The organism is Williamsia sp. Y853, assembly GCF_056786495.1.
In genome coordinates, this window is sequence record NZ_JBXCJC010000001.1 from 677,038 (window position 1) to 697,634 (window position 20,597).

18 protein-coding genes are annotated in these 20,597 nt (G+C 65.9%); 7 read left to right on the forward strand and 11 right to left on the reverse strand.

Going from position 1 to position 20,597, the window contains the following annotated elements; translation table 11 throughout:
• The first annotated feature begins 17 nt into the window (after window positions 1-17).
• A complete protein-coding gene (locus AC1TPF_RS03360) occupies window positions 18-392 on the forward strand; it encodes a nuclear transport factor 2 family protein (RefSeq protein ID WP_482142626.1) in 375 nt (124 codons plus the stop codon).
• Complete coding sequence (locus tag AC1TPF_RS03365; RefSeq protein WP_482142627.1) at window positions 389-1,387, forward strand: zinc-dependent alcohol dehydrogenase family protein; 999 nt, start codon at window positions 389-391, stop codon at window positions 1,385-1,387. Before AC1TPF_RS03360 ends, AC1TPF_RS03365 begins: the two co-directional genes overlap by 4 nt.
• Window positions 1,388-1,405: 18 nt before the next feature.
• On the opposite strand, the gene AC1TPF_RS03370 is transcribed toward AC1TPF_RS03365, so the two are convergent.
• Window positions 1,406-2,014, reverse strand: coding sequence for a DNA-3-methyladenine glycosylase I (locus tag AC1TPF_RS03370; protein WP_482142628.1), 609 nt, complete (start codon window positions 2,012-2,014; stop codon window positions 1,406-1,408).
• Between the two features lie 9 nt (window positions 2,015-2,023).
• Window positions 2,024-5,692, reverse strand: a complete 3,669-nt coding sequence (murJ, locus tag AC1TPF_RS03375; RefSeq protein WP_482142629.1) for a murein biosynthesis integral membrane protein MurJ — start codon at window positions 5,690-5,692, stop codon at window positions 2,024-2,026.
• On the opposite strand from murJ, the gene AC1TPF_RS03380 reads away from it, so the two are divergent.
• The gene (locus AC1TPF_RS03380) at window positions 5,664-5,885 is read left to right on the forward strand and encodes a hypothetical protein (RefSeq protein ID WP_482136513.1); all 222 of its coding nucleotides are present in this window, start codon (window positions 5,664-5,666) and stop codon (window positions 5,883-5,885) included. The two genes, murJ and AC1TPF_RS03380, sit on opposite strands and share 29 nt — an antisense overlap.
• Before the next feature lie 4 nt (window positions 5,886-5,889).
• Here AC1TPF_RS03380 and AC1TPF_RS03385 read toward each other — a convergent pair whose 3' ends face one another.
• Together AC1TPF_RS03385 and AC1TPF_RS03390 are read right to left on the reverse strand one after the other, a co-directional pair.
• The gene (locus AC1TPF_RS03385; RefSeq protein ID WP_482136512.1) at window positions 5,890-8,466 is read right to left on the reverse strand and encodes a DUF6049 family protein; all 2,577 of its coding nucleotides are present in this window, start codon (window positions 8,464-8,466) and stop codon (window positions 5,890-5,892) included.
• An 11-nt stretch (window positions 8,467-8,477) separates the two neighbouring features.
• Complete coding sequence (locus AC1TPF_RS03390; protein ID WP_482136511.1) at window positions 8,478-9,539, reverse strand: NUDIX hydrolase; 1,062 nt, start codon at window positions 9,537-9,539, stop codon at window positions 8,478-8,480.
• 124 nt (window positions 9,540-9,663) lie between these two features.
• On the opposite strand from AC1TPF_RS03390, the gene AC1TPF_RS03395 reads away from it, so the two are divergent.
• Entirely contained in the window at window positions 9,664-11,148 is a 1,485-nt protein-coding gene (locus AC1TPF_RS03395; protein ID WP_482136510.1) for a CCA tRNA nucleotidyltransferase, read from the forward strand.
• A gap of 18 nt (window positions 11,149-11,166) precedes the next feature.
• Here AC1TPF_RS03395 and AC1TPF_RS03400 read toward each other — a convergent pair whose 3' ends face one another.
• The 3 genes from AC1TPF_RS03400 to AC1TPF_RS03410 are packed head-to-tail and all read right to left on the reverse strand — an operon-like array spanning window position 11,167 to window position 14,522.
• Entirely contained in the window at window positions 11,167-11,973 is an 807-nt protein-coding gene (locus tag AC1TPF_RS03400) for a transglutaminase-like domain-containing protein (protein ID WP_482136509.1), read from the reverse strand.
• 51 nt (window positions 11,974-12,024) lie between these two features.
• Window positions 12,025-12,948, reverse strand: coding sequence for a YegS/Rv2252/BmrU family lipid kinase (locus AC1TPF_RS03405; protein WP_482136508.1), 924 nt, complete (start codon window positions 12,946-12,948; stop codon window positions 12,025-12,027).
• On the reverse strand, window positions 12,945-14,522 hold the full coding sequence (locus AC1TPF_RS03410; protein ID WP_482137293.1) for an FAD-binding oxidoreductase: 1,578 nt from the start codon (window positions 14,520-14,522) through the stop codon (window positions 12,945-12,947). The genes AC1TPF_RS03405 and AC1TPF_RS03410 overlap by 4 nt, the downstream gene beginning before the upstream one ends.
• Before the next feature lie 89 nt (window positions 14,523-14,611).
• On the opposite strand from AC1TPF_RS03410, the gene AC1TPF_RS03415 reads away from it, so the two are divergent.
• Together AC1TPF_RS03415 and AC1TPF_RS03420 are read left to right on the forward strand one after the other, a co-directional pair.
• The gene (locus AC1TPF_RS03415; RefSeq protein ID WP_482136507.1) at window positions 14,612-15,238 is read left to right on the forward strand and encodes a TetR/AcrR family transcriptional regulator; all 627 of its coding nucleotides are present in this window, start codon (window positions 14,612-14,614) and stop codon (window positions 15,236-15,238) included.
• The gene (locus AC1TPF_RS03420) at window positions 15,184-16,797 is read left to right on the forward strand and encodes a glycerol-3-phosphate dehydrogenase/oxidase (RefSeq protein WP_482136506.1); all 1,614 of its coding nucleotides are present in this window, start codon (window positions 15,184-15,186) and stop codon (window positions 16,795-16,797) included. Before AC1TPF_RS03415 ends, AC1TPF_RS03420 begins: the two co-directional genes overlap by 55 nt.
• Before the next feature lie 7 nt (window positions 16,798-16,804).
• On the opposite strand, the gene AC1TPF_RS03425 is transcribed toward AC1TPF_RS03420, so the two are convergent.
• Window positions 16,805-17,896 carry an aminotransferase class V-fold PLP-dependent enzyme gene (locus tag AC1TPF_RS03425; protein WP_482136505.1) on the reverse strand — a complete coding sequence of 364 codons (1,092 nt, stop codon included), beginning with the start codon at window positions 17,894-17,896 and terminating at the stop codon, window positions 16,805-16,807.
• A gap of 99 nt (window positions 17,897-17,995) precedes the next feature.
• Here AC1TPF_RS03425 and AC1TPF_RS03430 point away from each other — a divergent pair, with 99 nt between their 5' ends.
• Window positions 17,996-18,625: a hypothetical protein gene (locus tag AC1TPF_RS03430; RefSeq protein ID WP_482136504.1), complete on the forward strand. Its 630-nt coding sequence runs from the start codon at window positions 17,996-17,998 to the stop codon at window positions 18,623-18,625.
• A gap of 88 nt (window positions 18,626-18,713) precedes the next feature.
• On the opposite strand, the gene AC1TPF_RS03435 is transcribed toward AC1TPF_RS03430, so the two are convergent.
• From AC1TPF_RS03435 to AC1TPF_RS03445, 3 genes are read right to left on the reverse strand one after another with little or no spacing between them, the layout of a single operon-like run.
• Window positions 18,714-19,517, reverse strand: coding sequence for a hypothetical protein (locus tag AC1TPF_RS03435; protein ID WP_482136503.1), 804 nt, complete (start codon window positions 19,515-19,517; stop codon window positions 18,714-18,716).
• Complete coding sequence (locus tag AC1TPF_RS03440; protein WP_482136502.1) at window positions 19,514-19,927, reverse strand: M78 family metallopeptidase domain-containing protein; 414 nt, start codon at window positions 19,925-19,927, stop codon at window positions 19,514-19,516. Before AC1TPF_RS03440 ends, AC1TPF_RS03435 begins: the two co-directional genes overlap by 4 nt.
• Window positions 19,927-20,340, reverse strand: coding sequence for a hypothetical protein (locus AC1TPF_RS03445; protein WP_482136501.1), 414 nt, complete (start codon window positions 20,338-20,340; stop codon window positions 19,927-19,929). Before AC1TPF_RS03445 ends, AC1TPF_RS03440 begins: the two co-directional genes overlap by 1 nt.
• Between the last annotated feature and the right edge of the window lie 257 nt (window positions 20,341-20,597).

Sequence of the window (20,597 nt, forward strand, 5' to 3'; positions counted from 1 at the left end):
GAACCGATGGTTGCCTCATGACCATTCCCGAGATCACCAGCCCGCGATCGTCCCGTGTTGTGGAGCGATTCAACAGTGCCTTCACCGACCACGACCCGAGTGCGATCGAGACGCTTGTCCACGATGACTGCGTCATCCACACGACTGGCCCGGCTCCTGAGGGAGACGTCGTCACAGGTGGCGCCGCCTGTCGCGCCTTGTGGGGCAAGCTGATTGCGGACACCGGCATGCAGTTCGAGCCGGAGGCAGTCATCGAAGCGGGCGAGTCGGTGGTCCAGCAGTGGCGCTGTGTAGATCAGTCGGGGACCCTCATCCAACGGGGCGTGAACATCTTCGCCGTCCGGGACGGCAAGATCGTAGCCGCGCACGGGTACCTCAAGGCGGATCGGTGAAGGCGTGGCTCGCCGAATTCGGCGGCGGCCTCGACAGCCTCAGACCGGTGGTACTACCGGTTCCCGAACCCGGACCGCACGAGGTCCTCGTCCGCGTCCACGCTGTCAGTCTCAACAAACGGGAACTCTCGGTGTTGGACGGAAACTATCCGCTTCCCGTGAAACCCACCCTCATTCCCGTGTCAGACGGCGCCGGCGAGATCATCGCGGTCGGCGATGAGGTCAGTGCGGCCAAGATCGGCGACCGGGTCCTGGGCGCGGTATTTCCACAGTGGGCCGACGGGCCGTTCTCACCGGCGGTGAGCGCGCAGTTGGGTGGCTTCCTCGACGGGATGCTCGCCGAATATGTCGTCCTGGACCAATGCGCAGTCGTACCGATTCCAACCGGCATGAGCTACACCACCGCCGCAACACTGCCGTGCGCAGCCGTCACGGCCTGGCATGCGCTACTCACCCCGCAACCTTGGGCACCCGGCACCACGGTGCTGACAACGACGAGCGGCGCGGTGTCGACCTTCGTCGTTCAACTCGCCGCCGCTCGGGGTTGGAAGGTCATCGTGACGTCTTCGGACCCGCTCCGCGCACCGGACTTACATCGATTGGGGGCTTCGCACGTCATATCTTCCGCAACATCAGGACTCGCGGACCGCGTCCGTCCCTTGACCAATGGGAATGGTGCCGACGTGGTTGTTCATACGTACGGCCCGGTCGACGAATCCATCTCGGCCACCAGGGTGGGTGGTCGGCTCAGCCTGGTCAGCACCGAAGCCGCCGGATCGATCGATCCGTTGCTGCCCTTCGGGAGAAACGTCGCGCTGCAGCCGATCGCCCTGGGGTCGGTCAGTCATACTCGGCAACTCGTTGATGCGATCAGCCAACATTGCATCGAGCCGCCGATTGCTGCGCAATTCGAACTTGCGGAGGCGGCCCATGCGTACCGGTATTACGCAGCAGAGCGGGCGTTCGGCAAGGTCGTCATCGTCGTCCACGAGTGAATCGGTATGCGCCGGCGCTCACGCAGGCCAGATGCCGGAACTCCCCCGCCGGAACGAGGTCATCAAATGGGTGTCGACGATCCCGACGGCCTCCATCAGCGCATACATGGTGGTCGGCCCGACGAATCGAAAACCCTTTGCCCGCAATGCCTTGGACATCGCAACCGACTCCGGCGATGTGGTCAGCACCTCGGCCATGGTCTGCGGGCGTGGGGTCGTCGCCGGCTTGTATGACCACAGGAAGTCGACCAAACCGCCTTCGGCGCGCAGGTTCTGGGCAGCCCGTGCGTTGCCGATGGTGGCCTCGATCTTGCCACGGTGCCGGATGATGCGGGCATCGGTCAGCAGCCGGGCGACGTCGACCTCCCCGTAGCCGGCTACGGTGTCGACATCGAAGTCGGCGAAGACTTCCCGGAACGCCGGACGTTTGCGCAGAATGGTCGCCCACGACAGTCCGGCCTGAAACCCCTCCAGCGCAAGACGTTCGAAGTGGGCGTTCTCGCCGGACACCGGCATGCCCCACTCGTTGTCGTAGTAGTCGCGCATCAAACCGGACTGCGCGGCCCAGGCAGGACGGATCAGCCCGTCCTCACAGCGCACCGCACCCACCGGCAGGTCGTCGGTCACAGCGGCGTACTAGCCCGTCATCGACACTTGGCTGATGGCACCCTGGTAGCGCCCACTGTCGTTGCGTGGCAGGGACGTCAGCCATACCAGGATGTACTTGGCCGGCTTGGCGTCGCTGATCGGGATCCGGGTCTCCTGGCCTTCGAGCGTGGCCGCCCCGACCAGTGTGGTGGCCTCGAACGCCGTCTGAAGGGAGTTCGAGGTGCGGATCTCCAGCTGCATGCCCGGTGTCGGTGACCGCACGATGACCTCGGAGAGCGTCGCGTCCCGGTCGAGGGTGAACATCAGGCCCAGACCGGGTTTGAGGTTGCCGAACTTGGCTCCACCGCGATACTCATCGGTCTTCCACGCCGGCGCCTGCCCGCTGATCACGTTGTTCAGGTTGGTCCGGCCGTCGGGTACCTGATCGGAGTAGTCGAGCATCGTGACGGCGGTCAGGCCCACCGGTGCCGCGGGAGCAGGAGCCTGGGCCTGGGGGGCCGCCTCTCCGGACGGACCTGCCGAGGTGGAGAAGATCGAGTCGATGTCCGGGGTGTCGTCGTCGCCGCCGAAAGCGCTGGTGGCCCAGACGACCACCGCGATCACGAGGAAGAGGATGAACAGTCCCGCGCCGGCCAGGATCGCCATGGTGCGCACCGAACGCGGCTTCTTGGTGTCGTCGTCCCCGCCTCCGCCGAGCATTTTCGGCGTCGCGCGCGGCGAGGAACTCACCGGTTTGCCGTCGGCCCCGACCTGGGCGATCAGGTCGGTCTGCTGGTCGAGAACCGTTGCCTGGTCGAGAACATGCTGGACGGTGGCCGCGGTGCGGATCCCGCTGTTGCCCTCGAGAGCCCGGGCGGCGACCGCGGAGATCTCGAACGGGATGTCGGGGCGTTCGGCCCGGGGTTCACGTGGCAGACCGTCGTTGCCGGGTGCGGCAGGCGGCAGACCACCGATCGGTTCGGCTGATCGCCTGCTGGTGGCGAGTTCGATCCCGGTCTCCGCGTCGAGTGGCCAGCGGGCCAACAGGAGTGCATAGAGAACAGCTCCGAGACCACGCACATCCGAAGACTTGTCAGAGTCGGCGAGCGTACCGGGGAACGCCAGAAAAGCGTTGCCCTCCTGGCTGATCCGGACGCGTTCGGGGTGATCGATGGACAGGGCGCCACCGTTGCGGTGTGCTGCTTCGGCGGCGGCAGCGAGTGCGCGGACCGCACGAGCAGCGCCGACCGGAGACGGATTCGACTTCGCGACGTCGGCCAGCGACGAGCTGGGGATCCACTCGGCGACAACGATTCCGCCCGATGACCCGCGGACCACATCCAGGACGCGCGCGATGCCGGGCGAGTTGATCCGGCCGAGCCGTAGGGTGCGCGACAGCACTGCCTGCGGGCCCTCGTCGCGGGGATCGATCCGCACACCGGCTTCCGGTAGCGGAGCGGCCTGTTCGGCATCGACGAAGGTGAGTGCCACATCGCGGTCGAGGTTGATGTCGCGGGCCTGCCAGAACTGCAGACCGCGCGATCCACCGTGATGTTGCAGGAGCCGGTACCGGCCGCCGGCGACGGCAGCTCCCGGAACGAGCCTGGGGCCCCGGCGAACCCGCGGCCGGGCGGGAGCCGGTGGACGGGCCCCTGTCGGCGCTTCGGGTGTGGCCTTGGCGGCTGCTGCCACATCGGCGAGGTTCATCTGCGCGGTCTCGTCGAGACCTGGCGCACCGACGGACGGGCGTGGCGGCGTGGGCACCTCGACCGACTTGCTGTCGGCATCCTGTTTACCCAAAGCGCCCGCTCCTTTCCTTCGATACCGCAGGTCTTGTGGTTGACGGAAGTTGGTTCCGGCAGCGCCGCCGCTTGTGACCGTGTAGGCCTGCCAGCTCGATGTACCCCGATCGAAGCGTCGGATAACTTCGACCTGGCCAGAATACGGAACAGATTCCTCGCCCGAGATCCGAGGGAACTGGATCGTCATCGTGGCTGCGCCCTCGGTCTCGGGCTCGGGTGCCGGTGCGATGGCCGGGATGAAGCGGCCGAGCAGGCGTCGAACCACGACCACGACGGTCAGCACGTCGGGCACGCGCAGCAATGTCAGCACGATGTAGATCAGTGAGATGGTGACGATCCCGACCAGACCGAGGTAGGCGATCGACCCCAGTTTGCCGTGATCGGTGGACAGTCGGTCGAGCCCGGAGATCTCGGCCAGCGCCCACACCAGCGCACTGCATCCGACGGAGACCACCAGGGTCCATGACACGGTTCGGCCGACGTTGGTCATCCGGGCGCCGCCGAGGCGGTTGCGCAACAGAAAGTGTCCGACAACGGCGCCGACCAGATAGCCCAGACCGTTGGACAGGGCGAGCCAGCGGATGATGTCGTCCGGGTCGTCGAACATCACCGGGCCGAGATACGACGCGGCGACCTTGACCGCGGTGATCCCGACAACCATGTAGGTCGGGGTCCAGGCATCCTCGCGGGCATAGAACACACGCAGCTGCACGAGTGTCATCGCGTACGGGATCATCGTGAACGCGCCCCACGACAGCACACTGCCCAACTGGGACGCGGTGTCTGCGTTGAACTTCCCGAAGTTGAAGACGGCCACACCGATGGCGGGGCCGAAGAACGTCATGAACGCGATGACCGGAACCAGCGAGACCATCGTCAGACGGGTCGCGAGTGACAGGTCGTCGATCACCGCGTGGGTGTCGTCGGCGGCGGCGTTGCGGGACAGTCGCGGCATGATCGCGGTCAGGATGGTCACGCCCAGGACGCCGTAGGGCAACTGCAGCAACTGCCACTGGGTGGCGTAGACGCTGACACCGTCCGCGCTCGCTGCCGAGGCGATGCGATAGGTGACGATCAGACCGACCTGCAACACCGCGACGTACAGGACGATCGCCACGGCCATGTTGCCGAACTTGCGGAGTCGGTCGTCCAGACCCCACTGCAGGCGCAGTTTCACACCGCTGCGGCGGATCGCCGGAACGAGGATGAGCGTCTGCGCGACCACACCGAGAGTGGTGCCGATACCGAGGATGAGCAGCTTGGTATCGCCCATCCGGACCGGATCCAGGGAGATCTCACCGGGACTGGCGGCATAGGCGATCAGCGTGATGATCTGCACGATGTTGTTGAGCACCGGTGCCCAGGCGCCCGGCTTGAACAGGCCCTTCATGTTCAGTATCGCGATGAACAAGGCGGACAGGCCGTAGAACAGGATGGCGGGCAACAGCAGGTATGCCAGTCCGGTGGCCAGATCCCGGTTGACCTTGCCGTCACCGAGATTCAGGGCTGTCAGCAGCGGCGCCGCAATGACCGCGATCAGGGTGGCGGCCCCGAGTAAGACGACCGTCAGGGTGAAGACCCGGTTGATGAACCCGGCTCCCCCGTCTGCGTCTTCGCGTTCGGCGCGGACGAGAACCGGGATGACGATCGCGGTCAGGACCGCGCCAAGGACAACCTCGGCGATCATGTTCGGCAGCACGTAGGCGGCCTGGAACGACGACGCGACCGCCGCACCGAGCATGGCCAGCACCAGGACGGTGCGGACGAAACCGGTGATACGTGAGACGAGGGTGGCCAGCGCGATCGAACCGCTGGTCCGCATGACACTGTCGTCCGACGGCTGACGCGGCGTGTTGGCGGTCGGCTCGTCGGACTTGGGGTCGACGGTGATCGGCGCGGGAGCGGCCCGGTTCACCCGTCCGCGGGTCGAGGGCGGCTCACCGGCCGTCGGCCGCACGTCCTGCGGGGGACGTGGCTGGGGTGCCGGACCTCCCTGGGGCGCGGGCCGAAATCCCGGTGGCGGCCCCGACGGTGGCCGCGGACCTGTTCCCGGACCCGGCATGGGACGCGGTGGCGGACGGCGCCGCGGCGGTGGTGGTGGTGGCTGATCGGTCATCGGTCGTCCCCGTCAGGCTGACCGGGGTTGTGCCCTGGCCGCTGCCCGGGCTCCGGCGAAGCCCAGGTACCGATACCCCCGCTGTGGAGGGCGCGACTGTCGGCCATCAGACGCTCATGCTCGTCTGGTTCGGGTCTGTCGAGGTCAGCGGGATCTGGTTCGCCGCGGAATCGGTGCCAGAGCCGTCGGCCTGCGAGGAGTACGAGTAGTACACCGGCACAGATCGTGATGATGAAAAGCGGTTGTCCATATGCGTTGGAATGTACTGACAATTCGATCGGACTACCCAATGGGACACCGCTGGATGTGACCAAACCGATCTGCACGGTCATCGATTTTGAGCGGTCGGCCCGGGTCGGGATCTGGAGTTGCCGCGTTCCCTGCGCCGGTATCTCGATGACGCCGAGGTCGCCGACCGTCATACCGGCCGGGGCGGAGATCGACAGACGGGCACGCATCGCCACCGGGAGGTCGTTGCGGATGACCAGCAGCAGCGGGCTCCGTTCGGAGGCCAGGGTGAAACGGCCACCGGGATCGAGAATGCCGATCCCGCCACGGATTCCCGCGATCGTGATCGCCACCGCGGAGGTCCGCATCTCACCGGTCTCCGTTGCGGCCTGCTGATCCTGCGGTGAGACCGATGCCATCGCGCGGAGCAGGTCTTCACGAAGCGGAGCCATGTACGCCTGCGGCGTGATCGGGACATCGGAACGCGCGACCATCGATTCCTGCAGATCCCAGGTCTGGGTGGTGTCCGATCCGACGGCGGTGATGGTCTGCTCCGGCGGTCCGGTGATGTCGGCGCCTGCCGGTGCGGTCAGTCGGGCCCCGGCCGGTGCGGTTGCGGTGGCGGTCAGGTCGGCGCCCAGGGTCTCGAGCGGACGCGGGACGCCCAGGTTGGACGTGAGCAGCTGGGTCATCGTGGACAACACGGCCTTGGTGTCGTCTGCGGTGGCCGACCACGTCGGCGGCGGCATGAGGACCTGACCCCGTCCGATCGTCCTGGCGATCGGGTCGTCGCTCCGGGCCTGTGCGGAATCGCCGGTGATCGCGGACAACGTCGTCGGCGCGAGTGCCGAGAACATCATTGCTCCGAGCGCGGTCTGTCGCCGGGCCGCCTCGCTGCCCCGCAACCAACCGTCGCGCTGATCGGTGGGGGTGACCTGCGCGGAGCGCGGAGCATCACCCATCGCGGCCAGCGCACTGGACATCGCGGGATCAAAGGTCTGAACGGCAAGGTCGTCGCCGAGCGGGTACTCACCGTTGGTGGAGGTGGGTGTGGTGGTCCGGACCGCGGACGCGGACAGGAGCGTCCCGACCGAGTCGTTTTCTCTCACCACGCCTGCGGCCTTGTCGTCGAGGACGCCGGAGGTGGGAAGGGTGAGTCCGCGCACGCTTTTCACTTTGAGGATGGTGTCGACGATGTCGGCCGGTGTGGCGAGTGCGGCCTTGGAGAGCCCCGAGTCGTCCACCTGCGCGAGCGCGTTCGTGTCCACATGCGCAAACGAGGTCGCCACGACACACATCGTCGGTGCCAGTGCCTGCAACCGGGCCAGCCACGCCTTGGCAACCGCCGATCCGGTGCCCTCGAACGCAGGTCCGGTCGGATCGCCGGGGTCAGTGCTGACCAGGTAGGGGCCGGTCATGGCCTGGACACTGACGAGCAGATCGGGATCGATGGCCAGGCACAGGCTTTGGGTGAGCGGTGTGTTGGCCTCTTGTGCGTGGGTCTCCTCCATCGCGGTCAGGAGCGTGTCGAGTCGGCCACCGGGTTCGAGCGATTGCCGCAATCCGTTGTCCATCAAGCGGACCGTTTCGTCGCCGCCTCCGGTAACACCCGGTGCCAGCGACGCGGGTGCGGCGATCGGCCACAGCAGTGTCAGGCCCATCGGCTGCGAGGTGTCCGGGGCGATGGATCCGTCCGGTGCCACCGGGATGGCCCCGGGCAACGTGGAGTCCGATCCGGCCGAGCCCTGCGTCTGCGCGCGGGTGTCGTCATCGGGTAGCCCCATGACCGGCAACAGCGTCCGGGCATCGTCGAGTCTGGCCGCATCGCCGTATTCGGGCGTGCCGTTGACGTTGATCAGGATGGGATAGACGCCGGGTGTGTCGATGGCGAGGCTGGGCCGGTCTGAATCGTCCGCCGACAAGGGGAGCCGCAGGGTGAACGGCACCGATTCACCGGGCTTGAGTTCTTTGGTCACGTCGACGAAATTGCCGACGATATCGAAACTGTTCGGATCCGCCGACAACGACTCACCCAGACCCGCGCTGCTGGTGATCACGTCGCCGCGCTCCATGCGCATCGCGATGTTGCCGACGGGACGGTCCCCGATGTTGTTCAGCGTTCCGCGCGCGGTGACGGTCCCCGTGCTGGTGGTCGACACCGTCGACGGATCGATGGACTCGAGGGAGATCTGCAGGAACTGATCCGAATCGGTCTGCACATCGCGGGGAGCTGCGAGCGCTGCGGGGGCCAGCGGCACCGCAACCATCAGCGTGGCGCCCAAAACAATCAGGAGTCGCCGGACAACGAGGAACCACCGCAGGTGGCCGATCCCCCGAGCCCGCATCGAACCGCCCTTCACGTGGCTTCTGATGGGCCGGAGTCGCCGGTTGGGCCGTGCGCGGCCGCTCCCCCGCTCTTACCTGCCGAACCCTCGCCGCCGCGACCGGAACCGCGTCTACCGCGCCGACGGCGTCGACGCGGTTTCTGGACTGGGGCAGGTGGTTCGTTGCGTTTCTGGTTGCGCGCGGCGGCGGCCTTCTCGTAGGCGTTGGGTTCGCTGCGTGTGCCAAGGGCCTCGGCTTCGGCCATCCGATCGGGATCGGCGGTCAGATCGGCGATGACGTCCTCGGCCACGCGGGCCAAGCGGCGTTCATCGGAGTACGTGAGGCGACGGGGCAGATCGGCCAGCGGCACCCAGGCGACCTCGGCGACCTCGTAGTCGGCGTCGGACAGCTCTCCGCCGGTGAACCGCATCAGATAGTGGTGCACCGTCTTGTGGATACGTTTGCCCTCGCTGACAAACCAATAATCGATCTTGCCAAGGGGCGCGACGACGTTGCCCTTGATGCCGGTCTCCTCGGCGACCTCACGGATGGCTGTCTGCTCCGCGGTCTCGCCGGTTTCGATATGACCCTTCGGCAGCGACCACATCATGCGGCCACGACGATCCACGCGACCGATCAGTGCGGCACACCGCTCGTTGTCGGGACCGTCGAGGCCGGAGACCATCAAACCGCCGGCAGAGGTCTCCCGGACGGTTCGCAACCGCTGCTTTGCAAGGTTCGCCGGGACCTTCGCGGGAAGTTTCGACCTGCCGACGTCCGATGGCTTGACCTGCGCGGTCCGCCCGTCGGCGGCCTTGGTGCCTGCGACACCGGTCGATTCGCTGCGGGCGGCATCGACCGTGTTGTCGACGGGACGGGACGGTTTGCGTCGCCGGCCGCGACGCGATCGTCGCGATGTTCCGCCTGCGGGCGACTTGTCGGTTGCCGGGTCGTTCGTCGCCGGCGAATCGGACACCGCTGCGGGTGGCCTGGGATCGGTGGTCTGACCAGCGCCGCCCCCGCGGCGATTGCCGCGCCGTCGCCGAGGACGCCGGGTGACGTCCCTACTCGGCTCTGTGGGTTCGGCTGACACTCAATAGATGCTAGTCGTCGGTAACCGGCTGTTTCCGCCAGCGTGGCCGATCAGGCACCGAAGTCACACCCTGTGGTGGCCCGTGAACTCCCCTGCCGGTCCCGCTCGACTAGTCTGGCGTTTCGTGACAACTCCCCCGTCTGCCGCCGATTCCTCTGCCGCCGATTCCGCAGGCGCAGACGAACGACGCACGCGGCTGCTGGCCGCTGCCGCGGTGTCGCTTCAGGAGCTCTCCGACGTCCTCGATCCCCTCGGTGCCAAGTTCGCCGCGGCCGGATTCCAGCTCTACCTGGTCGGTGGTTCCGTGCGGGACGCGGTCCTCGGCCGACTCACCAACGACCTGGACTTCACAACCGACGCCCGCCCGCAGGACGTGCAGGAACTACTGCGTGGCTGGTCCGACGCGATCTGGGACACCGGCATCGACTTCGGGACGATCAGCGCGGTCAAGTCCGGGCATCAGATCGAGATCACGACGTTCCGCGCCGACAGCTACGACCGGGTCGGGCGGAACCCGGAGGTCCGGTTCGGGGACACCCTCGAAGACGATCTGGTGCGGCGTGACTTCTCCATGAATGCGATGGCGGTGAAGATCGGCGCCGACGGCAGCCAGGAGTTCGTCGATCCGCTCGGTGGTCTGGAGGCGTTGCTCGCCGGGGTGATCGACACCCCTGCTGCCCCCGAGGATTCCTTCAACGACGATCCCCTGCGCATGTTGCGGGGTGTGCGGTTCGTCTCGCAGCTGGGCTTCTCCCTCAGTCCGCGGGTGTTCGAGGCCATCAAGGCCATGGCCGACCAGATCGATCGGATCACGGTCGAACGGGTTGCGGTCGAATTGGACAAGCTCATCCTCGGACAGCACGCGGTCGACGGCATCGACATGCTCTGCGAAACGGGTCTGGCGGAGCGGGTGATCCCCGAGATCCCGGCGATGAAGCTCGCGATCGACGAGCATCATCAGCACAAGGACGTCTATACCCACTCGTTGACGGTGCTGGCGCAGGCGATGGACCTCGAGGACGGCGACCCGGATCTGGTGTTGCGGTGGGCGGCCATCCTGCACGACATCGGAAAACCCGATACCCGCCGGCACGAACCCAACGGCGGCGTCAGCTTCCACCATCACGAGGTGGTCGGCGCGAAGATGGTCCGTAGGCGGCTGCGGGCACTGAAGTATCCGAAGGCCGTGATCGAGGACGTCGCGAATCTGGTCTTCCTGCATCTGCGATTCCACGGCTACGGCGACAGTCAGTGGACCGATTCCGCGGTCCGCCGATACGTCACCGACGCCGGTGTCCTACTCCCCCGCCTCAACAAACTGGTCCGCGCCGACTGCACCACCCGCAACAAACGCCGGGCGCGTCGGCTGCAGCAGAACTACGACAATCTCGAAGAGCGGATCGCCCGCATCGCGCAGGACGAGGACCTTGCCCGGGTCCGGCCCGACCTCGACGGCAACGCCATCATGGAGTTGTTGGGGTTGCCGCCCGGACCACAGGTCGGTCAGGCCTGGCGCTACCTCAAAGAACTCCGGCTCGATCGCGGCCCGATGTCGCATGAGGAGGCCGAGCAGGCCTTGCGCGAGTGGTGGGCGCAACAACAGAGTTAGCACCCCGGGCCCGGCCGATCAGGTGATCGAGACCAGGTCCTCGATGTCGTCGGAGGGCAGCTTGCCGTCGACGACTGCGGTCACCGTGGTGTTGTTCAAAGTGATTGCGCCACCATGGTTGTCGAGGAACGCGGTGTCGGCGGCGTCGCGTCCGGTCGAGATGCGGACCAGGGTCTGACGCGGTGCCAGGCAGGTCGCGTCGACGACCCGCCACTGGTCATCGACAAGTGCTTCGGCAACGGCGTGGAAGTCCATCGGGTCACATCCGGGCGCATAGACGGCGACGAGTCGGGCTGGCACATTCAGCGCGCGCAGCGCCGCGACGACCAGGTGCGAGTAGTCCCGGCACACACCGGCTCCGGCGAGCAGGGTGTCGGTGGCGCCGTCGGTGGGACCGCTGGCGCCGGGTGTGTAGTCGAGGTGGTTGCCCACCCAGGCTGCAACGGTTTCGAGGAGCTTGGCCGGTTCGGCGTTCGTATCGAATTGCTTTGCGGCCCAACCGAAGAACTTGTCCGCCTCGGAGTACCGACTGGGTCGCAGATAGAGCGCCCGATCGTATTCGGTGGCCGTCGCGGGTGCGGTCTCCCCCACAATGGTGGCCTTGTATGCGACCTTCAGGTTGCCGGTGCCGGCATGCAGCAGCTGGATTCTGTTGCCGTGGGGTCCGCTGATCTCCCTGGCGTCCAAGGGCTTTCCGTCGAGGGTGAATGAGAGAGTCTCGGTCACCTCGGCACCGGGATGCGGCGCGACGGCGATCTGGAACTCGAGATCCGTCTCGCCGGTGATGTCGACGTCGAGGTGGGCTGATACATCGCGCTTCTGCACGCAGAACTCCTGTATTGATCAATTCGGAACATGGATCGGACAGGAGAACTCTCAAACACCCCCCGGCGCTGCCGACGACAGAAACGATACCGCACCCGGACGGACTTCGATGGTCGCCGGTAGCTCGCCGATCCGGTCCCCGTCGGCGTATATCGGCGTCCTCCTGGAACTGGTGAGCTCGATGCGTCTGCCTCGCAGCTGCTCCACTTCTTTGCGATGAATGTGCTTGCCGCTGTATATGGTTGGGAACAAACCCATCAGCTTCAGGCGTGGCCCGTGGTGCACCAGGATGACGTCGAGTTCCCCGTCGTCGATGACGGCCGACGGAGTGATCTGCATCCCACCGCCGTAGCTTGCGGTGTTCCCCACCGACGCCAGCACCAGATCGCGCTCGATTTGCCGGCCGTCCACGGTGATCTGATACGGAAACGGCTTCATCCGGGCCAGCTCGATCAGAGCTGCAATCGGGTATCGCAGTTGACCTTTCGGCCATGACAGGGTGTTGGCGCGCTCGGTGACCAGGGCGTCGAGGCCGGTGGCGGCGACGGTGCCGAACGCGTGCACGCTGCCATCGGACAGCGAGATGGTGGCGGTGTCGCAGACCCGGCGGGCACCGCCGCGGATGATGGCGGCCGCTGCGGCCGGATCGTCGCGCGGGATGCCCAGTGTCCGCGCCGTGTCGTTACCGGTGCCTGCAGGCATCAGCCCGATGGGTACCGCGTCTGCGCCCGCCTCGTAGGCGGCCTGCAACGCCAGGCGGATGGTGCCGTCGCCTCCGACCACCACCAGGGCGTCGTGCTCGGGCGAGCGGACTCCTCGAGCGAATTCCAGGGCTTCGTCGGCGCTTGAACCAGTCAACGCGGTGACCTCGAGGCCGGTCGACACCAGTGCTTCGACGGCGGCGGCGACTGCGGCGCCTGCGAGGCCGTGACGTGCGGACGGATTGATGAGCGCGGCAACCCGGTGGGTGATCATGGAATGAGTTTGCCCGGATTCAGGATGCCGGTGGGATCGAGCGTGGATTTGACCGCCCGCAATATCTGGGCGCCGACGTCACCGATCTCCGTCGGCAACCAGCGGCGGTGGTCGGTACCGACGGCGTGATGATGGGTGATCGTGCCTCCTGAATCCACAATCGCTTGACCGACAAAGTCTTTCACACCGGACCATTCGGTGATCGGATCGTCGCCGAAACGGTAGACCACCGTGAAATACAGTGAGGCGCCGGTGGGATAGGTGTGGGAGATGTGGCAGAGCACCAGCGCCGGGGAGCCGGATCGTCCGATGGCCTCGGTCAGGGCGCCGGTGACCGCGGTCTTGAGTGCGGTCACGTTCGACCAGGTGGTGGCGGTTTCCAGTGTCTCGCAGCCGACCCCGATGTCCAGGAGCGCATCCCGTAGGTAGGGGGCGTTGAAGCGGCCGTGTTCCCAGGCCTGTGCCCGGGCGGCGCCCAGCGACGTCCCACCCGCGGCGGCCAACAGTTGTCCGGTCAGCTCCTGACGAGACCGGGCGACCGCCTCGGTTCCCTCGAATGTGGTGATGGCCAGGCATCCACCGGAAACGGTGTCGGTGTCGGCACCGATCTTGTCCGGGCTGGCGAGGTTGACACCGGTTTCGGCCTCATCGGACAGTCGCATCACGGTCGGCCCGCCTCCTTGCTGCGCCACCGCTCGCAAAGCCGCTGCACCGGAGTCGAAGTCGGTGAAGTGCCAGGCGTCGTGCAGGGTCACGGGCGCAATGCGGCGCACTCGGAGGGTCACGGCGGTGATCACGCCGAGGGAGCCTTCCGAACCGAGGAAGAGTTGGCGAAGATCGGGTCCGGCTGCGGTCTTCGGCGCCCCACCCAGGTCGATGATCCCGGTGGGTGCGACCACCCGCAAGCCGGTGACCATGTCGTCGAACCGGCCGTATCCGGCGGAGGCCTGACCTGATGATCGGGTGGCCGCGAACCCGCCGATGGTGGCGAACTGGAAGCTCTGCGGGAAATGTCCGAGGGTGAATCCGTGTGGAGCCAAAAGCTTTTCGGCCTGCGGGCCGGTGATGCCTGCACCCAGCACGGCTTCACCGGAGATGGTGTCGATCGACAGAAGCTGATCAAAACGCCGCAGATCCAGGCTGATCACCGCTCGCAAGGCGCCGGCGACCGGGTCGACCCCACCGACCACACTGGTGCCGCCACCGAAGGGAACGATCGCGATCCGGGATCTGGCGCACCAGTCCAGGAGATCTGAGATCTCCTGTTCGGTGGCGGGCTCGACCACACCGTCCGGTGCGTCTTGTCTGCGGGTCTTGCGGCGCAGGAGATCAAGGGTCGATTTACCACCCGACCGGGTCAGTCGATCACCGTCGGACGTCGACACCGCACTGACGATTCCGCGGAGGGCATCCAGGTCGGCGTCCGTGAGCCGGACAGGCGAGAGTTCGACCTCGGTGGCGGCCGGGGCCGGGATCCGATCGCCGGAGACGCCGAGAACTTGGGACAGGAGGGTCCTGATCGGTTCGGAGAGCTCGGTGGCGGCCTCGGGTGATCCCCAGCCGTCCCAACGCATCGGGGGCAGTGGCAGGGAATGCTGTGGAAAATCGACCGTCATGAGTTACAGTTTTACACAACATGTCAATCCGTAACGATAAATCGTCCATGGTTGGAACGTCCCCGCCCGGAAACCGCAATGACGGCACCTCCGACCCGGTGGCCGCTGCGATGGGCGCCAACATCACCGATCGGGTCCTCGATGCGACCCGCGCGGCGCTGATTCGCGCGGCGGGTCGCAAGATCACGTTGGCGGAAGTGGCCCGTGAGGCCGGCGTGAGCAGGCCGACCGTCTACCGGCGCTGGCCGGACGTGCGGACGCTGACCGCCGACCTCGTCACCCGGGAGCTGATCGGCACGATCGCCGACATCCCCGCACGCGGCACGACCCTTGACGACAAGGTTGATCGCCTGGTTGCCGTCGCCGATGCGATCCGCGTCAACAACCTCCTCGAAATGCTGTGGCGCGAGCCGTCAGCCGCTCTTGCCCCCTATGTTTTCGTGAGGCTCGGCCGCAGCCAGAACGCTGCCCTGACGATTCTGCAACGCGCCATCACCGACGGTCAGCATCGCGGCGACGTCCGGGACGGGGCTCCGGATGAGATGGCCGCCATGGTGTTGTTGATCTGTCAGTCGGCGATTCAGTCGCATGCGATCGTGCAACCGATCCTGGCCGATCGATGGACCGTGGAACTGCGGTACGCGTTGCACTCGTACCTACGGGCGGCGCCGTGATCGCCGAACAATTCCCGGCCGGAGCACTGAGCCCGGCGTCACGTCGCGCCGGACTGGATGAATTACGGTCGCGCACTGAGCCGTTGGATGTCCTGGTGATCGGTGGGGGCGTCACCGGAACCGGCGTCGCGTTGGATGCGGCCAGCCGTGGTCTGTCGGTGGCACTGGTGGAGGCCCAGGACCTCGCCTTCGGCACCAGTCGGTGGAGCAGCAAGCTGATCCACGGAGGCCTGAGATATCTCGCAAGCCTCGATGTGTCGATCGCGCAGGAGTCGGCCGTCGAGCGGCACCGGATCATGACGGTGATCGCCCCACACCTGGTGCATTCACTGCCGCAGGTCATCCCGGTTTTCGCCGGTGGTTCGGTGAAGGGGAACCTGGCCGCGCGGTTGGGAATGCTGGCCGGGGATGTGTTGCGCCACAATGCCAAAACGCCGACGGAAGTCCTGGCGCGGTCCCGGAGGGTGTCGGCGTCCGAAGCTGCGGAATTGTGTCCGGCAATCCGTACCGACGGGCTGCGGGGCGCGGTGGTGGCCCACGACGGGCAGCTCATCGACGATGCCAGGTTCGTGGTGACCTTGGCGAGAACCGCTGCCGCACACGGCGCGATCATCAGCACCTACACCCGGGCAACGGATGTGACCGGTACGGGAGCGACCCTGACCGATGTCCGCACCGGTGCCACGTTCGGGATCCGGGCGCGCGCCGTCATCAACGCGACCGGTGTCTGGGCCGGTGAGGTCGACGAGACCGTCAAGCTGCGGCCGAGCCGGGGGACCCACCTCGTGGTCGATTCCGCATCGCTGGGCAACCCGACGGGTGCACTCACAGTTCCCTTGGGCGACAGCATCAGTCGGTACGTGTTCGCATTGCCGCAGCAGCTCGGTCGTACCTATATCGGTCTCACCGACGAGGATGCGCCCGGACCGATCCCGGACGTGCCGACGCCGGCCGATGCCGAGATCACCTTGCTGCTCGACAACATCAACAAGGCGCTGGAACGTCCGCTGTCCACCGACGATGTCCGCGGAGTCTTCTCCGGCCTGCGTCCGTTGGTCGAGGAGATCGGTCCAGGGGTGCCGCTGAGCACGGCTGACCTCTCGCGCAAACACCTTGTGGCAGTGGGAGACAACGGTCTGATCACGGTCGTGGGGGGCAAGCTCACCACATACCGTGCGATGGCCGAGGAGGCGGTCGACGAGGCCGTGAGTCGTTCGGGCCTGCGAGCCGGGCCGTGCCACACCAGTGAACTGCCGCTCATCGGGGCGACGGGGACACCGGACGACTCGGGTTTGCCGAGTTCGTTGATCGCCCGTTTCGGTGCGGAGGCCGCACACGTGCTGGACGTTGCACAGGTGCCGGATGCGGCCGCCCCGATCGCGCCCGGGATCGACGTCACCCGGGCCGAGATCGAGTTCGCCATCACCCACGAAGGTGCTTGCACGGTCGACGACATCCTGGCCCGCCGAACGCGAATTTCCTTGGTACAGAAGGATGCGGACCTTGCCAGGGCCGCCGTCGCCGAGATCGCCGGGATCGTCAACTCGGTGGGGCCCTGACGCCGAACTAGTAGCCCATCCCGCGAAGTTCGCCGGCAAGCAGATCCAGGTGGGACCGCTGGACGTCCAGATGCGGGCTGATCCGCAGGACCGACTGTTCCGAATCCAGTGGCGCACGCCAGGAATCCGCGCAGGTTACGAGAATTCCGATCGATCGCAGTTTGTCGCAAGCGGCCATTACGTCCGACGGACCCCATCCCGGTGGTGGGGCCAGGGTGACGATCGCCGACGGTTCGTCGATCGGTTCGAGGACTTCCCAGCTGCCGATACCGTGTAGGCGCTCACGGGTGAAGCGGCCGATGGCCGCCAGTTCCCGGTTGACCCGTTCGGGCCCGAAGCTCTGCAATTCCTGGATCGCCACACCGAGTCCGAGACGTCCGGCCACGAAGGCTTCCGAACTCTCGATTTCCACCGGGCGCACCGAATCCGCACGCACGGCAAGGAATCCGACACCGCGCGGGCCTGCCAGCCACTTACGGCTGGTGCCGTAGACGACATCGGCGCCGGATGCGCAGTCGCGCTGGCCAAGCGCCTGCGCGACGTCGACCACCACCGGCACACCGGCGACCTTGGCGAGCTCGACGACCTTGCTGACCGGCTGGACCACGCCGCTCTGAGAGCCGATATGGCAGATGTGGATGAAGTCGGGCTGGTCGAACTGCAGCATGTTCTCGAGTGCGTCGGTGTCGACATGCCCGTATACGTCGCCGGAGGGGATGGTGTGGACGGCGTAGCCGCGGCGTTCGAACTCGTCGAGGTTGGGGCCGAACTCGTTCTTGGCCACCCAGACCGTGGCGGATATCGGGAGGTTCCAGTAGGTGAGCAGAGCCCGCAGCGCGGCCTTTGCCGACTCCCGGAATGCCAGCTCGTGGGCCTGATGTCCGACGAGCGCGGCGATATCGCGACGGCAGCGGTCCAGGGCCTCGCTCATCTGTTCCTGTGCGACGTAGGCGCCGCGCTCGGATTCACGCCACAGGTGCGCGGTGATCGTCTCGATGACTTTGGTGGAGGAGCGTGATGCCGCCGCCGAATCGAGATGGATGTTCATCGGCTCGGTGCGACCGCGATGCCACAGATCGCCGAGCTCGCTCACATACATCCGTAGATCCTCCTCGACGCCGGGACATGGTGTGCATCACACGCTACCGTCTTCGGGCGCCCCGGAACCGGCGCACGGGTCCAGTCCGTCCAAGTACCCATGGACCCGGTCATCGAGTACGTCTTCGGAATTGGCGACGGATCGATCACCACATGGACGTCGCAGGCCGACGTGGTGCTCGGCGGAGGTGCGGCAGATGCGGTTCGGCTCGATTTCGACGGTGACGGCAGAGTCGACGACGTGATCTGGGATCGCGATGGCGATGGCCGGGCCGATCTCAGTGGTCTCGACCTCGATGACGATGGTGCGGTCGACAAATGGTTCTCCGATAACGGTTCTGGCGTGTGGGGACATCCGGAGCCGGATCCGCGGGTCAGCGCACCGACCCCGAACCTTCAACTACCGATACCCCCGCCCCCGATACCCCAGCCAACCGACATCCATCTCACGTGGACATCGCTTGATGGCGCGCCGCAGTCCGCGGCGGCAAACGCAGATTCTGAGGGTTCGCGCGCGCAGGTCGATTTTGTCGGCGACGGGGACGCCGCTGATCTGCTCTACGACCGCGACTCGGACGGTCGCGGTGAGATCGTGGTGGTGCGCTCGGGCGGGCGCGTCTACTTCGACACCGACGGCGATCAAGGTTTCGATCAGTTGTTCGTCGACCACGATCTCGACGGGACCGCGGATGCGGTGATGTTGCCGGGCCAACCGGGATTCGGTATCTGAGGGGTCAGACCACACGCGGCGGTCGCCGAGATGAATCGGCAGCCACTCTCAAGAGCCGCGGCGGTGCAGCCCGCGTACGGCACAAATGTCAGGCGGCCCTGTTGTGGTGCCGAAGGCGACGGTCTTCGATCGCGCGTGCATGCCGATAGGTCCGCCCGGTTTGCCAGGCGGAATACGACGCGGTCAGTCCGAGCAGTAGTGCCCCGATCACGCAGAACGCCAGGGCCAGGAATCCGAGAGTCACACTCACCGGACTGTTCTCGGCGATGTCGATGTCGCCGATCCAGATCGTTGCGGTGACGATGATCTTCCAGATCGCCCAGAGCACACCACACAGTCCACCGAACCCGACGGTATAGCGCAGCGGACCGAGTTCGGAACGGACAACGGTCCATCCGAGATAACCGGCCGGAAATCCGATCCAGCTGGCGAATACCACCTGGTACATCGCCACCTGGTACATGTGCCCGTAGTCGGAGAGAAAGTTCGCCGACGGTGCGAGTGCGCTGTGGGCGAGCGCCAGGTTGATCACGGCTATCGAGGCGGCGGCAGCCACCACCAGAAGCACTATCCGCTGGTTGAGGTCGGGATCGTGGTGGAGGTCGGATCCCGGGTTGCTGTTGCCGCGGCGGACCGCCATCAGGGATGCGACCAGGGCGCAACCGGCGATCACCGCTGAGGTGGCACCCCAGATCCGTTCGGAGGTGTTCATCACGTGGCGGACACCGTCGTCTGGAACCAGGGCGGTGTAGGTCTCCCCGGTCAGGCAGTAGAAAGCGACGCACACGCCGAAGGCGGTCGTCGCTGTCTGGCGGTACAGGGCCCCACGGATGGCGAGCGTCGCTCCCAGGGCGACCCCTATCCAGGCGAGAGCGCCCAGAGCTTGGCTCATGCGACTATGCCAACAGCTCCGAACGCTGCAGTCAAAGCGCGATTATTGCGGGGTTCGCTGCCCCGTCCTTCGGCGAGCGTGCCGACGGTCGTGGCAAATGCCTCGGCCTGTGCTTCGCGACGTGCGTTCTGATCACAACCCTCGTGGCCGGCAAGGAGATGCCAGGCCTCGTGGGCTGCGATGTGGATCCGGTGCGCGTCAGAGACATTGGCAGGAGAAACGATGATCGCGGTCCCGCGGCTGGTCCGCAATGCGGCTCCGGTGATCTCGCCGGAGTTGAACGACTCCGACGTGATGCACCGGACGTCGCATTCGAGTTGCTCGCCGAGCCGGGACTCGAAATCGTCCCAGTCCCATCCGCTCATCGGTGTGATGGCCGCGGCAAGGCGAAACATCTTCTGCCGGGTCATCACTGTCCGACGCTCTTCTCGGCTTCGAGGACCCGACTCACCTCTCGCAGTAGGGAGGCGAGTTCAGCCCGCCCGGTCGACGACAGCTGATCGGCGCGGAGGCCGGCTACTTGAAGTCCTGTTTCCTCGATAGCAGCCTGCACCTCTTGGCCGAGTGTGCGGGGGCTGAACGAGAAATGCTCTTTCGAGACTCCAAAAAATGAACAGATGGCGTCGCGAACTGCGCCGTCCACCTTCATTACGCGGCCCTTACGGATCCGCCATACAAATTGCCGATCGATGTTTCGGCCTGTTTCGGCCGTCACCCAGTCAGCAATCTCTGCATTTGCAGTGCGCGACCCACCTGGCCAGCGAGTAGCACAGAGCTTATTGAGTTCAATGGCGAACTCAGACACCTCGTCACGATTGCGCATTCGCCAATAGTGCCAGGTGATTCCCTGTTTTGTCGCCTTGATGTGAGGAAATTGCCGATATTTTCTGTCACGGTATCGGCGATGTTTGTGCCGGCGTATGGATGCTCGAGCGCTCGTCATCGCGCTGAACTGCACAAACACTCGAATTAGGCCCTTGTTTCACGGTTCTTTCGCAAAGGTTACGATCAATTTTCGCAAATCGGAGTTCGGATGGAAAATATGCCGCTGACCACCGCAGATACCCCATTTATGGGGTA